Source organism: Francisella marina, from assembly GCF_008369785.1.
GTDB lineage: Bacteria > Pseudomonadota > Gammaproteobacteria > Francisellales > Francisellaceae > Francisella > Francisella salimarina.
Genome location: NZ_CP043552.1, coordinates 15486 through 29386, shown reverse-complemented (window position 1 = coordinate 29386; position 13901 = coordinate 15486). Strand labels below are relative to the sequence as shown.

Here is a 13901-nt window from a genome sequence, read left to right as displayed (position 1 = left end):
AAGCCTTTATAGTCTTAGGCTTACGAATTAAAATAATTATATGATAGAATCTACTCTAAGTAATATATTTCAAATATTTAATAATTTATAAATGCAAAATTATAATGCTAAATCTATCGAGGTCCTTACAGGATTAGATCCTGTAAAAAAGAGACCTGGTATGTATACAAATACTGAAAACCCGAATCATCTTATACAAGAGATTGTTGATAACAGTGTTGATGAGGTTCTAGCGGGACATGCCAGTAAAATAAATATCACTCTATATAATGATAACAGTATAGAAGTTGCTGATGATGGTCGAGGTATGCCTGTAGATATTCATCCTGAGCATAAAATGTCTGGGATTGAGCTTATTATGACCAAACTACATTCAGGTGGTAAATTTAGTAACAAAAACTATACTCACTCAGGTGGTCTTCATGGAGTTGGGGTGTCCGTTGTCAATGCTCTGTCAAGCAAACTTGAAGCAGAAATCAAACGTGATGGTAAGGTTTATCAAATAACTTTTGAAGATGGCCTAAAAACTAAAGATTTAGAGATCATTGATAGCGTTGGTAAAAAGAATACTGGTACTAAAATTAGATTTTGGCCTAACAAAAAATATTTTGATGATATCAAAGTTAATATCAAAGCTCTTAAAAATCTCTTGGAAGCCAAAGCCATACTATGTAAAGCACTTACAATTAAATATTTAAATGAAATAAAAAAAGAAAGAATCACGTGGCATTTTGAAACAGGGTTAAAAGGTTATCTTGATCATAAATTAGAGGCTGAAACACTTCCTCTTGAGCCTTTTATGATAGATAATTTTTCAAATGGTGATTCTTATTTAGATGCTGTATTTTGCTGGTGTGAAGATCCTTTAGAAAGCATCAAAAATAGTTATGTTAATCTAATTCCAACACCGCAAGATGGTACACATGTTACAGGTCTGAAAAATGGAGTTTATGATGCAATTAAGGCGTATATTGAAAAAAACTCTCTTGGAGCGAAGAACATCAAAGTTACAGCTAATGATTCCTTTGCTAAATTAAACTACGTAATATCAGTAAAAATAACAAATCCTCAATTTGCAGGACAAACAAAAGAGAAACTTTCCAATAAGGATGTAACATCATTTGTAGCCACTGCTGTCAAAGATTTGCTAACAATATGGCTAAACCAAAATCCTGAAGAAGCACGTCAAATTATTGAAAATATTAATAGTGTTGCTCAAAAAAGAATTAACGCTGATAAAAAAACAGCTCGTAAGCGTATTATGAATACTTCAATTCGGTTACCCGGCAAGCTTACAGACTGTATTAGCTCTGATGTTAGTTCCACTGAACTTTTTATAGTAGAGGGTGACTCCGCTGGAGGCTCTGCTAAACAAGCTCGTGATAAAAACTTTCAAGCCGTCCTACCTCTTAAAGGTAAAATCCTAAACAGCTGGGAGCTTGATGCAGATACCATTATGAACTCTCAAGAAGTTCATAACATCGCTACAGCAATTGGTGTTGATCCAGATAGCGAAGACATCTCTGGTTTAAGATATAATAAGATCTGTATCCTCGCCGATGCTGACTCTGATGGTCTGCATATTGCCACTCTTTTATGTGCCATGTTTCTTAAACATTTTAGAAAACTTATTGAATGTGGACACATTTATATAGCCCAACCACCACTATTTAGAGTTGATATTGGTAAGAATACCTTTTATGCTCTTGATGAAAATGAAAAAGAAAAAATCTTAGCTGAAAATTCTAAACTAACTGGCAAAATAAATATCATGCGTTTCAAAGGTCTTGGCGAGATGAATCCTATCCAATTACGTGAATCTGCAATGGATGTTTCATCGAGAAGACTTTTACAGCTTACAGTTTCTAATACTTATGATGATGCTGAAATTTTAGATATGCTTTTGGCGAAAAAAAGAGCCAAAGACCGTCGTGATTGGCTTGAAAATCATGGTGATAAAGCTGAAATTGAATAAATTTTGCAATTTATTTGCAAACTTCAGCTAATCTTCCTGTCATCACCCCTAAGATAGCATCATCTGTTTCATTCATTCCTTTGCCCGTAGCCAATATTGCAATATTTTTGATAGTATCTTCTACATCATCACCAACAATACCGTCATGTGGAGTTACCGTATTACCAAGCATTGCAGCATTTACAGCATCAAACGCTGCATATACGGAGTTTGCTATCTTAATAGAGCATGATGAATTAGCGCCATCACACATAATACCAATAATTCCTGCTAAGGCATTAATAATAGATTTCTCAACTTTTTCTTCCGATAGTTCTAGCATCATTGCAAGACCACCAGCAATTCCTGCTGATGCGCACGTGGGACCACATAACGCAGATAGTCTACCGATACGTGACTTTATATAAACCGTTGATACAATTGCAAAAAATAAAGCTTGATAAAGCTTATCTTGAGACTTACCTTTTGACTTAGCAAATTCAATCAATGGTAAAGATAATGTTAAACCTATATTACCACTACCTGCAGCTGTCATCACAGGCAAAGCCGAACCGCCCATCCTAGCGTCACTTCCAGCCGATGCTGCAGCTGCCGCACGATTACGGATATCATCACCATAGAAACCGTTATCAATTCCTGAACGAATATTTCTACCTGTTTGGATACCGTACTGATAAGCTAAGCCTTCATTAGATATATTAGAGTTATCTTTAACAATTTTATCTAACATATCACTAATTTTAGATGTATCTAATTGTAATGCGATTCCATAAATCTCTTTAATTGAAAATCTAGAAATTATTTCATCAACAAGATTACTCTTATTATCTTCATCATTAACTTCATAAATAACTTCATCATTCTTTTTGATTAAAGTAATATTTGTATGTGTATATTTAAACTCAACCACAACTTTATCTTCGTTGTGATATGCTTCTATACGTATATATAGTTTTACAGGTACAGATGCATTAAACACTTTAATGCAATCTTTATCTAGATATTTTTGTACTTTTGGTAACTCTGCATCAGTCACTCCAGAAATAACCATAAGCTCTTTAGCTGCGTTCCCTACGATTGTACCCATTGCAACAGAGGCTTCTATACCAATCATTCCACCACTATTCGGTACAGTTACGCTTTTTACATTTTTAATCATATTACCAGAGGCAAAAACATCTATCCTATCAGGTATATGCCCTAGCACATCTCTTGTTTTTGCAGCACAATACGCCAAAGCAACTGGCTCCGTACAGCCTTCTGCTGGCACAACTTCTTTGTACAACAAATCTATTAACTGTTGTTCTCTACTCATCTCTGCGACCTCCTTTAGACTTAAAATCTACTTTTTCCCATTCAAAAAAGCTACCTGGATCTGTTTTTCTACCAGGAGCAATATCACTATGAGCTGCGATATCAATCAAGCTTGGATAACTTTGTTGTAAATCTTTTAATAAAATATTGAGCGACTCATATTGCTCTTGACTATACAAACTACTATCAGTGCCTTGCAGCTCTATCCCTATCGAAAAATCATTACATCCTTCTTGACCATTGAATTGACTTACTCCAGCATGCCAAGCCCTATCAGCCACGGATACAAACTGTATTACATCACCATCTCTTCTAATATAAAAATGTGCTGATACCTCAACACCTTGCAAACTCAAGAAGCTCTCATGTTGCTTACAATCAAGCTTGTTGGTAAAAAGCTTCTCAACATTAGTATTATCATACTCACCTTCTGGTAAACTTATACAATGTATAACTACTAGACTGATATCATCACCATTAGGTCTTTGATTAAAGTTAGGACTTTTTATATGCTTAGCTTTTTTATACCAGCCCTGATCAAACATCTTAGTATTTAAAATTACTTACAATAGTATTATACTTTATCAACTAATTTGGTAATTTTGAATAAATTTAGCTATGAAATGTCTTGATTGTAAGCTTGCAAAAAGAACTTTTTTATACGGTATCGTAACATTAATTGTTGTATCACTCAGTTATAGCTTCTTAGATATAAAAGTAGCAAACTTTATACATACTAGTGACTTTTTTGGCACTGGAATTAGTACAGTAGCTGCTATGACATCTAAAGTATTCTCCCCTAAGGTTTGGGCTATACTTGCAATTATAGTAACACTAATTTGTATATATAAGCATATAACCAAAAACCCTTCAGAGAAGCTTTATATTATGTCATTAACTTTGATAATGACTATTATAATTACTACCATAATAAAAATCATACTAGCAAGATACAGACCAGAAATGTTACTTTTTGATAATAGATATGGATTTCACTTTTTTTCTCTTAAAAAGGCCTATAACTCTATGCCATCTGGCCATACAGCATTAACTTTTGCTGGCTTACTTGCGATAGCCAACTTTTTTGATAAAAAATTTATCACTGTCATAGCTTTGGTAATATGCTGTTTTGTTGCTGCTAGTAGAATTATTATATTAGACCATTTCATTTCTGACGTAATTCTTGCTGGATACATAGGTATTTTTACCTACTTATGGTCAAAAGCATTTGTTGAAAACAAAAGATTGAGCAAATAATCAATCTATATATTCTTTGAAATAGGTCAAAGCTTTTCTATAAACCTCTTGCTTAAAGTAAACCACATGATTTATTGGATACCAATAACTTACCCATCGCCAATTATCAAACTCAGGCGAGTCGTTAGCCTCCAAGTTAATATTATTTTCCGAAGTTTTTAACCTTAGTAAAAACCATTTTTGCTTCTGCCCTATACATACTGGCTCACGACTTCTTACCAGCGAATCAGGAATGTCATATTTAAACCAGTCTCTAGTAGATGCAATCACTTCAACATCATGAGGACGTAAACCTATCTCTTCATACAATTCCCTATACATCGCTTGTAAAGGCGTCTCACCTACTGCGACTCCACCTTGAGGAAATTGCCATGAAGTTCTACTCTTTCTTTGACCCCAAAACACTCTATTTTGTCTATTTAGTAAAACTATCGCTACATTTGCTCGATACCCACTTTTATCTATCATTATTCAAAGAAAACTATCTTCTTCCTAACCTTATTGTAAACTAATTTTTGTAAGTTTGATAATTTATAATTATATTTAGTTCATAACAATAGCTTCCATAAATATTAATAAAATGAGCATTTTTTGATTCTTTACTTATCTTCATCAGTCAAATCATTTAACATAGTTATTAATACTCATATAAACACTCTTAAAATAGTGATTCCAAACACTCTTAGTAATTGCTTTTTTATACAAGCTAAACAAACACCTAATAATATAGCTATTACTGATGAAAACATTGAGCTTACATATCAGCAAACAGCTAACCAAATTATAAATCTAGCGAGATACTTGTCAGAAAATGGCTATAATCATAATAGTATAATCTCTATATATAGTTCAAAACGATATGAAATTATCATTGCCTTTTTAGCAGTATCAAGTATAGGAGCAAGTTGCGTACAGTTAGATAAATCATTTCCTTTACCTTTGCTTAAAGATATTATTAACGATACAAACTCAGACCTAATCCTATGTGATGAGATACCAGATATTAAATCAGTTAAATGTATAAATTATATAAGTATCATCTCAAAATGTGATGACTCTAAGATTCAAGTACCTACTGATATAAACATAGATCCAGAAAAAGATTTTTGGCTAGTATACTCATCGGGTACTACAGGTAAAAATAAAGGAATTTCAATATCTCATAGAGCAATCCTAGAATCATATAAAATTAGAGAAACTATCAAACCATATGATAATAGTAGTTCGATTGGTTGTAATATTTACTATCTCTGGGAAGCTTTTAGACCTTTATTAAAAGGTGGAAGAACTAATATAATTCCAGATACAGTTCTTTATGATTTTAAAGCTCTTGCAAAATATATCAAAAACAAGAAGATTAATGAGATTCTCTTTACACCTTCGTATCTTGAAACTTTATTATCAACCTCTGAAGATACTGCAATAGAAATATTTCATGATATTGATACATGCTGGTTAAATGGTGAAGTAGTCTCTAGCTGGTTACAATACAAACTAGAGAAATTCATGAGCTCCACAGATATATATAATCTGTATTCAATATCTGAATGTCACGATGTTGCTGTATATAAATTACACCCAAATGATAAATACTTAGAAGAAGATGGCATTGTACCTGTTGGTCATGTACTACCAAAAGTTGATGCTGTCGTACTTAATGAGAATAAAGAAATAGTTAAGAATGGTCAAAAAGGAGAAGTATATATCCATTCTATAGGATTAGCTAATGAATATATTAACAGACCAGATTTGAACATAGAAAGATTTATCTCTGCAGCAAATAGCCCTATCAAAAAGCGACTTTATAAAACTGGAGATTTTGGCAAGCTCTCAGATGATGGACAATTAATAACAATATATGGTCGATGTGATTATATTATCAAACTAAGAGGCTATACCCTTTCACTACCATTTATTGAATCAGTTATAAAAGATAAACTCGACATAATGCACTGTATAGTCGATAAAACTGGTGCTACAAGAATGTCAGAATCACTGATTGCATATTTAGAGATCCCCAAAGAGAATCAAGATACTTTTCGCCAACAGTGGAATCTAAAAGATAACAATAAGCCTTCTAAAAAACTACTAGACAAAATTGCTCCTCATCTAGCTCACTACATGCTCCCTAAATATATTGTTCTACTTGATGAAATACCTCTTAACAGATATTCAAACAAGCTTGATAGAAATAGTATTAAACATGATGATTTAATCATTGAAACTCAAGAAGTTCAAGCAATCAATAATTTGCAAGAATATAAAAGATTATGGTCAAATATCTTAAATATATCTGAAGATGATATATCTCAAACAAGCTGTTTTTTTGAGCTTGGTGGATCATCCTTATCTGCAATGTTACTTATAAGTAATCTAAAAGAGTTTGGCTTTGATATTAGTATCAGCAATTTTGTTGAAAAAAGTTCTTTGCAAGATAGTTATAATCTAGTAACAAATAATCAATCCTCAACAAAACAAAAGATAACCCAAGAGATCTTAGATGACATTAATAAATTCACAACCACAATAAAATCAAATATTTGCGAAGATTTACCCTCTACAAATACTGGAAATATCTTATTGACAGGCACAACAGGATTTTTAGGTTCTCACCTTTTAGCTCACTTAATATCAAATGATGAAATACAAACAATTTACTGCTTGGTAAGAGCTACAGATGAAAATCAAGCGAGACAAAGAGTCGAAAAAACTCTTGAAAAACTTAACGTTAAAACAAACTCAAAAATAGTCTATTTAAATGGAGATATTACTAAAACAAACTTTGGTTTAGATAGTAAAAAATGGTTAGAACTATCTAAAAATATAGATACAGTTATTCATACAGCAGCTTCTGTTAACCTACTATTACCTTATAATGCTTTGAAACCAAGCAATCTTGATGGAACAGCACATTGTATTGATTTTTGTCTTACTAATAAGAGTAAACATTTAATATACATATCCACTAATGGAATATTTCCATTACATCTAAATAAAGTTTTTGATGAATCTAATTCCATTAATTGGATTGAATCACTAGAGTCTGGCTACTCGCAAACAAAGTGGGCAGCAGAAAAACTTGTTCATAAAATGATTGAAAAAGGTCTTAATGCAAGTGTTTTAAGACTAGGAAATATCTCACCTCAAACACCTAGCTATATAAATAAATCTGATACGAACTGGTTACTACTAAAAGAAATAATTACTCAGAAAAAAGTACCTCAAAATATAAACTTGGAAATGACTCCAGTAGATCATATAACTAAGATTGTAAAACATCTTATATTGACTGAACCAGACTACAACATCCTTAATATTACTAACAAAAATTTTCTTAACGCAAACATATTAGCTAAATGTTTCAATTATGAAACTATTGAATATAATAATTGGCTTGATGCTATTATAGATGACTCAACAAAGTTCTTAGCAAAAGATAAGCTAAATATCGACTCATCAATATGTAACTATGATAGAACCAATTACCAAAGAATCATGAAAGAAATCAATATCAATTATCCAAAAATAACTGCTGAATATATAAATAATATTTTTCTAGGAGGTAAAGATGAGCTTACTTACAAATAAACATGTATTAATAGTCGGTGCCTCTAGTGGTATGGGTAAAGCTATTGCTAATGCATGCCGAGAAAAGCAAATGAAAATATCTTTATGCTCGCGTCGTGAAATTGATATTCAAGCTGATAATGTATTTTTTCAATCAGTAGATATCCAGAATTTAATTCAAGTAGAAAGTTTTATAAACCAAAGTATAGATAACTTTGGTGAATTTGATTATGTCATTAACTGCGCAGGTGTTATGTATTATCAATGTATAGAGAATAGAAATTACCAAGAATGGATAACTACCATAAATACTAATGTCATAGGATTTACTAATCTTTTATACTCTGTACTACCATCACTAATCAAAAATAGAGGCATGCTAATCAACATAACTTCTGATGCTGCTAGGCAAGCCTTTCCAGGTCTAGCAATTTACTCAGGTTCAAAAGCTTTTATGGAATATACACTTAGAGCAATTCGTTTGGAGTTAATTGATAAAAATGTCAGAATTATCAACATCCAGCTCGGTAATGTTGCTACTCCATTGCAAAACATGTCTACAGATAATGAGGCTGTCAAAAAATATGCTAGCGATGATTCAGATAATTTCATACAGCCACAACAAGTAGCTGAGACAATAATTTTTGCGATGAATCAACCTAAAAATGTTGCCATAAATGAAATACTAATAGAGCCTCAAAAAGAGCCTATTAGCGGATAACTTCAAACTATATAAACATCTATACTTGTAATATTTCATTCAATTAGCTAATGTATAGATAAATTATTCTTATTCTCAGGTTTTTTAGTTTGAATTTTAAAAAACGAGCTTTTCTATTTGGCTCGCTATCTGGAATATTTTGGGGTCTTGACTATACATTAGCAGGACAAGTTCACACACTTCTCACAATGACTTTTTTAGTTTCAATGTGGCTTACATCCATACATGATTTGGGAGTTGCAGCAACTGTTAGTGTCGTATCAAAATCATCTGTAAAAAGAGTTAAAGACCTAAAACTTTGGCAAATTATAAGTATATGCTGTATCCCACTTCTAGGTGGACTTGCGATGACTATGTATATGCTTTCGACAAGAGATATCTCTACTGGGACAGCAATCATAATATCATCATGCTATCCTGCTGTAGGAATGATAGGCGCGCGAATCTTTCTCAAGGAAAGCTTAACTCCTCTGAAAATATTAGGATTTATAATTGTTTTAATTGGTATTACCCTAACAGCATATAATGAATTATTTGATCAGGCAAATAGCATTATAGGTCTTAGCTTTGCAATTTTAGCAGCTATTTTCTGGGGACTAGAAGGGGTTATCTACAAAATGGTGTTGAATGCTGATGTCTCGGCAAATACATTACTTTTTCTACGTAAGACCTCTACAATTATAATATTCTTACCATTCACTTGGATTATAATCGATACAGTTAGTATTTATGTGCTATTACTTATAGCCGCTATTGGTGTTGTTGGTTATATTGCAGATCTAGCATATATGCAAGCATTTAAGTACTCAAATGTAACTTTAGCAATGTCACTAAATATTACTTACATTATTTGGGGGCCTTTATTTGCATTTATATTATTCGATCAAAGTATAAGTATTCTACTTCTTATAGCTTGTGCAATTTTAATATTCATAGGCAATTATCTAATATTTAAATCAAAATCAGTTTATTAAAAAACTGAATTTTCTCCGTATAAATAATTAGGTAACTGAAAGGTATAAAGAGCATAACCTCCGACTAGATCAGATGATTGATCTCCTATCGAGATAAGTATCTTATACCCTAGAGATTCAATATAAGCCCTTCTCTCTGCCTTAAAATTTTTAAAGCCCTTGGAATTATATTTTGTCAAGTTATTTGGAAAAACAAATACATCTTCAAAATCCACATAACCAGCATTAGACAACGCCTGTTTTGTCGCTTCTAGATGCTTAGCAATACGCGCACTTATGAAAAATATTTTAAGGCCTTTAGCAAGACAGTAAAGATAGAAGTCTAAAGTAGCCTTGATTGGATAAGCACTAGTTTTTGCAAGTAGTTCATCCCAAATTTGATGATTCTCCTGTTGAGGAAAGCCTACTTCTTTAAAAGGATAATAATGATTCAATGAAGTTTCATCAATATCAAGAACTATGGCATAATTTTTTAATGAGGATTGAGCATCTATTATTTGCTTAGCTTTTTCAAGAATACTTCTTACCTCATCTTCATGAGCTTGACTCTCATAATAAGAAATAACTTGTTCTTGTGTCATATATACGTTTATTTTAGACCTAATTCTTTCAATCTTTCTTCTAGAAATATTCCAGCTTGAGGATATTTTTCAGATAGATATACTTCTGGCTTAGGATGTATAAAGCAAGGTGTTGAAACTCGATCAAGATTCTCTATTTCACCTTCTGGCTTTACAACTCTATGCTTAGTTGCAATATACTCACCATTAGTCATTTCTTGAAGCATGTCACCGATATTTATAACTAGAGACTCACTATCACATGGCACATCATACCATTGATTAGTTACTGGCGATAAAACTTGTAAACCTGGTGAAGAAGCTATTGGCAACAATGTAATTAAGTTGATATCTTCATGGGCTGCAGCTCTTACTGCACCTGGCTCTTCATCACCTTTCATAGCAGGATAATGTAATATTCTTAACAACGTACTTTCATAAGAAACAGTATCTCTTAATCGTTGTGGTAGCTTACTAGCAACAGCTGGATCCATATGCTCATCTATCCATTCAAGAAGTGTCTCGCCAAGCTTCATCATTTTTTCAAACATTTCTCTAGCTGCACCACTTACTTCCTCAGGATATCGACCATTAGGAAAATATAAATGATAGAAGTGCTTAATGTCTTTTACTGTTTCACCCTTTGCAACCTCAGAGACATCTTTTGGAAAATATCCATCTTGATTTTCAACATCAAATAAATATTTATCAGCATCACCTGACTTTAAAAAATCTTGCCATTCATTATATACAGTTTGGATAAGGTTCCAATCAATAGGATGAGTCTTTAAAACCGCAAAACCAGTTTCTTTCAAAGACTTTGTAAACTCTTCGGCTGCATTATCTGCATAGTAATCAACGCTACGAATATTCATTTTTACTCCATATTTTTAGAGGGAAACAATTCAAGGACTGCCTTTAATTATATCAATAATACTTTTATGTTTCATTAACTTGATGATATCTTAGATAGGAAAACTTAATCAAATAAACTTCTATAGCTTCTTCTTTATTTTTCTACGCAAATATATCTCTAACTTATCAAGTGATCTTGCAAGTTTTTTACTTATTGCAATAAATGGCAATAACGCTAACCCTATAAAAAACAATCCAGGTCCAGGAGTAAATAGCATAATTAGACCAAGTATCAAAGCCATAATTGAAATTATTAAAAACATTAATAAAACCAGAGGATTTGATAATTTTTTACGAGAATATCTATGCAATAAATAAAACCTTTTTCCTGGTTTAGCTTTTACTATACTTTTAAGTTTCAGTATCACTTTTAAACATACCTTCTAAGTTAAGCAAATAACGCTAGCTCTAATAATTTTAACCTCTTGGATGATGTTTTTGGTATATTTCTTGTAAGCGATTTTGAGATATATGTGTATAAATAGTTGTTGTTGATACATTACTATGACCTAACAATAACTGAACCGATCTAAGATCGGCACCATGATTGAGCAAATGTGTTGCAAAAGCATGTCTTAGAGTATGTGGCGATATATCTGTGTTTATACCCGCAATAAGCGCATAGCTCTTAATACGATGCCAAAAAGATTGACGAGTTATTCTCTTTGAATGTTTGCTAATAAAGACTGCTTTCTCTTTAAAATTCTTTGCTAACGACTCACGCGACTCTTCAAAATACTTGTGTAAATATTCAAGTGCATACTCTCCTATCGGCACAATTCGCTCTTTCGAGCCTTTACCCATGACTTGTATTACCCCGACATTCAAATCAATATCATGAGTATTTAGCCCAACCAACTCACTAACTCTCAAACCTGTAGCATACATAAGCTCTAGCATTGCCTTATCACGAATACCAATATCACCTGTTAAATCAGGCGCTTGAAGTAGCCTTTCGACATCAACTTCTGTCATATCTTTAGGCAACCTTTTAGCTAACTTCGGTAAAGTTAATTTTGTAGTCGGATTAGTAGTAGCTTGTCCTGTCGATATAAGCCAATTATAGAACTTACGTAATGTAGATATCATACGCGCATTAGATCGGCTACTATAGCCATTCTTAGAACGATAAGATATAAAAGCATATAATTGCTCAAAATCAAGACTAATTAATTCTGCTTGCGAGAAATAATTTTGTAAAAACTTTAGATCTGTACGATAAGATGAAATAGTGTTTTGGCTTAAACCGTGCTCAAGCCAAAGATTATCAAGAAAAGCATCAACAGCTGTAGACACTTTTTGATTTTCCTAGAATTATACTTTTTCTTTAATTCTAGCAGCCTTACCAGTAAGACCTCTCATGTAGTATAGCTTAGCTCTACGTACATCTGCTCTCTTCTCAACAGTGATACTATCAATCAAAGGTGAATGCGTTTGAAAAGTTCTTTCTACACCCATACCTGAAGACATTTTTCTCACTGTAAAAGCAGAGTGAAGACCTCTGTTTCTTTTTCTAAGAACAAAACCTTTAAAAGCCTGAATTCTTTGCTTATCACCTTCTCTAATCCATAGATTAACAGTGATTGAATCACCTGGATTAAATTCTGGAAGATCTGTTCTGATTTGTGACTTTTCTACTAATTCAACAAATTTATTTTTCATTATTTTCTCCTTTTGTGCTTACCATATCCATTTTATAATCATTTATAATTTGCTTATCTTCTTCAGATAGGCATAGGCACTCGATTAAATCTTTACGACGCTCATAAGTCCTTATCAACTTCTGTTTACGCCTCCATTTCGCTATTTCCTTATGATTACCAGATAACAAAACACTAGGTACTGAGTTACCATCAGGCAAAACAGCTGGCTTTGTATAGTGTGGGTAGTCCAAAAGACCATCATAAAAAGAATCCTCAATCATGGAATCCTTGTTACCCAACACCTCTGGCAATAGCCTTATCAGACTATCCATAACTAACATAGCAGGGAGCTCGCCACCACTTAATACAAAATCACCTACAGAGATTTCCTCATCGACATGATCTTGTACAAGGCGCTCATCAACCCCTTCGTATCTGCCACAAAGTAGTATTAGTGAATCATTTTGCAAAAGCTCAAGAGCCTTCTCATGATTAAACACACCACCCTGAGGTGACAAGTATACTACTTTTGCATTATAACCTAAAGTACTTTTTGCTTCTTTAATAGCTTCAGATAAAGGTTCATATTTCATAACCATACCAGCGCCACCACCAAAACTAGTGTCATCTACAGTAGCATGCTTATCTGTTGCATAACTACGAGGGTTAAAATAATTTATAGATATTTTAGAGTCTTTAACTGCTCTAGCAGTAATCCCGAAATCACTTATTGCCCTAAACATCTCTGGAAATATAGATATTATTCCGAATTTCATTTTGAACACCTATTCTAAATCTTCCCTAATTGTATTACCTAGAACAAACAAACACAAATATTTGAGAGATAAAATACACTTTGTAGCAATGAATGCACATTGACGATTAGTATTTTATAAAATACGATTGCGCAGTGCTAAGTGATTTCACATACTTTTTTCGAGATAAAAAGAATATGTCGCTAATGCTTACACAGCA

Annotated in this window: 14 protein-coding genes; 5 read left to right on the top strand and 9 right to left on the bottom strand. The window is 32.7% G+C overall.

The genetic code is table 11. The features are described from left to right. The first annotated feature begins 91 nt into the window (after positions 1-91). Positions 92-1975: a DNA topoisomerase IV subunit B gene (gene parE, locus F0R75_RS00125; protein ID WP_149377122.1), complete on the top strand. Its 1884-nt coding sequence runs from the start codon at positions 92-94 to the stop codon at positions 1973-1975. A gap of 10 nt (positions 1976-1985) precedes the next feature. Here the strand turns inward: parE and F0R75_RS00120 are convergent, their stop codons facing one another. Both F0R75_RS00120 and ampD read right to left on the bottom strand, forming a co-directional pair. Then, positions 1986-3290, bottom strand: a complete 1305-nt coding sequence (locus tag F0R75_RS00120; RefSeq protein WP_149368809.1) for an L-cysteine desulfidase family protein — start codon at positions 3288-3290, stop codon at positions 1986-1988. Next, on the bottom strand, positions 3283-3834 hold the full coding sequence (gene ampD / locus F0R75_RS00115; RefSeq protein WP_149368810.1) for a 1,6-anhydro-N-acetylmuramyl-L-alanine amidase AmpD: 552 nt from the start codon (positions 3832-3834) through the stop codon (positions 3283-3285). Before ampD ends, F0R75_RS00120 begins: the two co-directional genes overlap by 8 nt. 73 nt (positions 3835-3907) lie before the next feature. Here ampD and F0R75_RS00110 point away from each other — a divergent pair, with 73 nt between their 5' ends. Continuing rightward, the gene (locus F0R75_RS00110; RefSeq protein ID WP_149368811.1) at positions 3908-4546 is read left to right on the top strand and encodes a phosphatase PAP2 family protein; all 639 of its coding nucleotides are present in this window, start codon (positions 3908-3910) and stop codon (positions 4544-4546) included. Here the strand turns inward: F0R75_RS00110 and F0R75_RS00105 are convergent, their stop codons facing one another. Beyond that, the gene (locus F0R75_RS00105; protein ID WP_149368812.1) at positions 4547-5014 is read right to left on the bottom strand and encodes an RNA pyrophosphohydrolase; all 468 of its coding nucleotides are present in this window, start codon (positions 5012-5014) and stop codon (positions 4547-4549) included. It lies immediately after the preceding gene. Between the two features lie 123 nt (positions 5015-5137). Here F0R75_RS00105 and F0R75_RS00100 point away from each other — a divergent pair, with 123 nt between their 5' ends. The 3 genes from F0R75_RS00100 (at position 5138) to F0R75_RS00090 (ending at position 9808) form a co-directional block, all read left to right on the top strand. Then, positions 5138-8134 carry a non-ribosomal peptide synthetase gene (locus tag F0R75_RS00100; RefSeq protein WP_149368813.1) on the top strand — a complete coding sequence of 999 codons (2997 nt, stop codon included), beginning with the start codon at positions 5138-5140 and terminating at the stop codon, positions 8132-8134. After that, positions 8115-8834, top strand: coding sequence for an SDR family oxidoreductase (locus F0R75_RS00095; RefSeq protein WP_149377121.1), 720 nt, complete (start codon positions 8115-8117; stop codon positions 8832-8834). The genes F0R75_RS00100 and F0R75_RS00095 overlap by 20 nt, the downstream gene beginning before the upstream one ends. Before the next feature lie 89 nt (positions 8835-8923). Next, a complete protein-coding gene (locus tag F0R75_RS00090) occupies positions 8924-9808 on the top strand; it encodes a DMT family transporter (protein WP_149368815.1) in 885 nt (294 codons plus the stop codon). On the opposite strand, the gene F0R75_RS00085 is transcribed toward F0R75_RS00090, so the two are convergent. The 6 genes from F0R75_RS00085 to trmD form a co-directional block, all read right to left on the bottom strand. Then, positions 9805-10389 (bottom strand): HAD family acid phosphatase, encoded by a 585-nt coding sequence (locus tag F0R75_RS00085; protein WP_149368816.1) that lies wholly within the window; start codon positions 10387-10389, stop codon positions 9805-9807. The two genes, F0R75_RS00090 and F0R75_RS00085, sit on opposite strands and share 4 nt — an antisense overlap. A gap of 8 nt (positions 10390-10397) precedes the next feature. Next, positions 10398-11243: a 2OG-Fe(II) oxygenase family protein gene (locus tag F0R75_RS00080; RefSeq protein WP_149368817.1), complete on the bottom strand. Its 846-nt coding sequence runs from the start codon at positions 11241-11243 to the stop codon at positions 10398-10400. Between the two features lie 120 nt (positions 11244-11363). Continuing rightward, complete coding sequence (locus F0R75_RS10200; protein WP_246145959.1) at positions 11364-11546, bottom strand: PGPGW domain-containing protein; 183 nt, start codon at positions 11544-11546, stop codon at positions 11364-11366. Positions 11547-11700: 154 nt separating this feature from the next. Next, entirely contained in the window at positions 11701-12579 is an 879-nt protein-coding gene (xerD, locus tag F0R75_RS00070; protein WP_149368819.1) for a site-specific tyrosine recombinase XerD, read from the bottom strand. A gap of 18 nt (positions 12580-12597) precedes the next feature. Further along, the gene (gene rplS / locus F0R75_RS00065) at positions 12598-12945 is read right to left on the bottom strand and encodes a 50S ribosomal protein L19 (protein WP_013922421.1); all 348 of its coding nucleotides are present in this window, start codon (positions 12943-12945) and stop codon (positions 12598-12600) included. Further along, a complete protein-coding gene (trmD, locus tag F0R75_RS00060; RefSeq protein ID WP_149368820.1) occupies positions 12935-13702 on the bottom strand; it encodes a tRNA (guanosine(37)-N1)-methyltransferase TrmD in 768 nt (255 codons plus the stop codon). Before trmD ends, rplS begins: the two co-directional genes overlap by 11 nt. Positions 13703-13901 lie beyond the last annotated feature (199 nt).

What these genes read in the sequence shown, in the direction of transcription:
- parE (WP_149377122.1), top strand. Translation starts at nt 92, where the DNA reads ATGCAAAATTATAATGCTAAATCTATCGAGGTCCTTACAGGATTAGAT.
- F0R75_RS00120 (WP_149368809.1), bottom strand. Translation starts at nt 3,290, where the DNA reads ATGAGTAGAGAACAACAGTTAATAGATTTGTTGTACAAAGAAGTTGTG.
- ampD (WP_149368810.1), bottom strand. Translation starts at nt 3,834, where the DNA reads ATGTTTGATCAGGGCTGGTATAAAAAAGCTAAGCATATAAAAAGTCCT.
- F0R75_RS00110 (WP_149368811.1), top strand. Translation starts at nt 3,908, where the DNA reads ATGAAATGTCTTGATTGTAAGCTTGCAAAAAGAACTTTTTTATACGGT.
- F0R75_RS00105 (WP_149368812.1), bottom strand. Translation starts at nt 5,014, where the DNA reads ATGATAGATAAAAGTGGGTATCGAGCAAATGTAGCGATAGTTTTACTA.
- F0R75_RS00095 (WP_149377121.1), top strand. Translation starts at nt 8,115, where the DNA reads ATGAGCTTACTTACAAATAAACATGTATTAATAGTCGGTGCCTCTAGT.
- F0R75_RS00085 (WP_149368816.1), bottom strand. Translation starts at nt 10,389, where the DNA reads ATGACACAAGAACAAGTTATTTCTTATTATGAGAGTCAAGCTCATGAA.
- F0R75_RS00080 (WP_149368817.1), bottom strand. Translation starts at nt 11,243, where the DNA reads ATGAATATTCGTAGCGTTGATTACTATGCAGATAATGCAGCCGAAGAG.
- F0R75_RS10200 (WP_246145959.1), bottom strand. Translation starts at nt 11,546, where the DNA reads ATGTTTTTAATAATTTCAATTATGGCTTTGATACTTGGTCTAATTATG.
- rplS (WP_013922421.1), bottom strand. Translation starts at nt 12,945, where the DNA reads ATGAAAAATAAATTTGTTGAATTAGTAGAAAAGTCACAAATCAGAACA.
- trmD (WP_149368820.1), bottom strand. Translation starts at nt 13,702, where the DNA reads ATGAAATTCGGAATAATATCTATATTTCCAGAGATGTTTAGGGCAATA.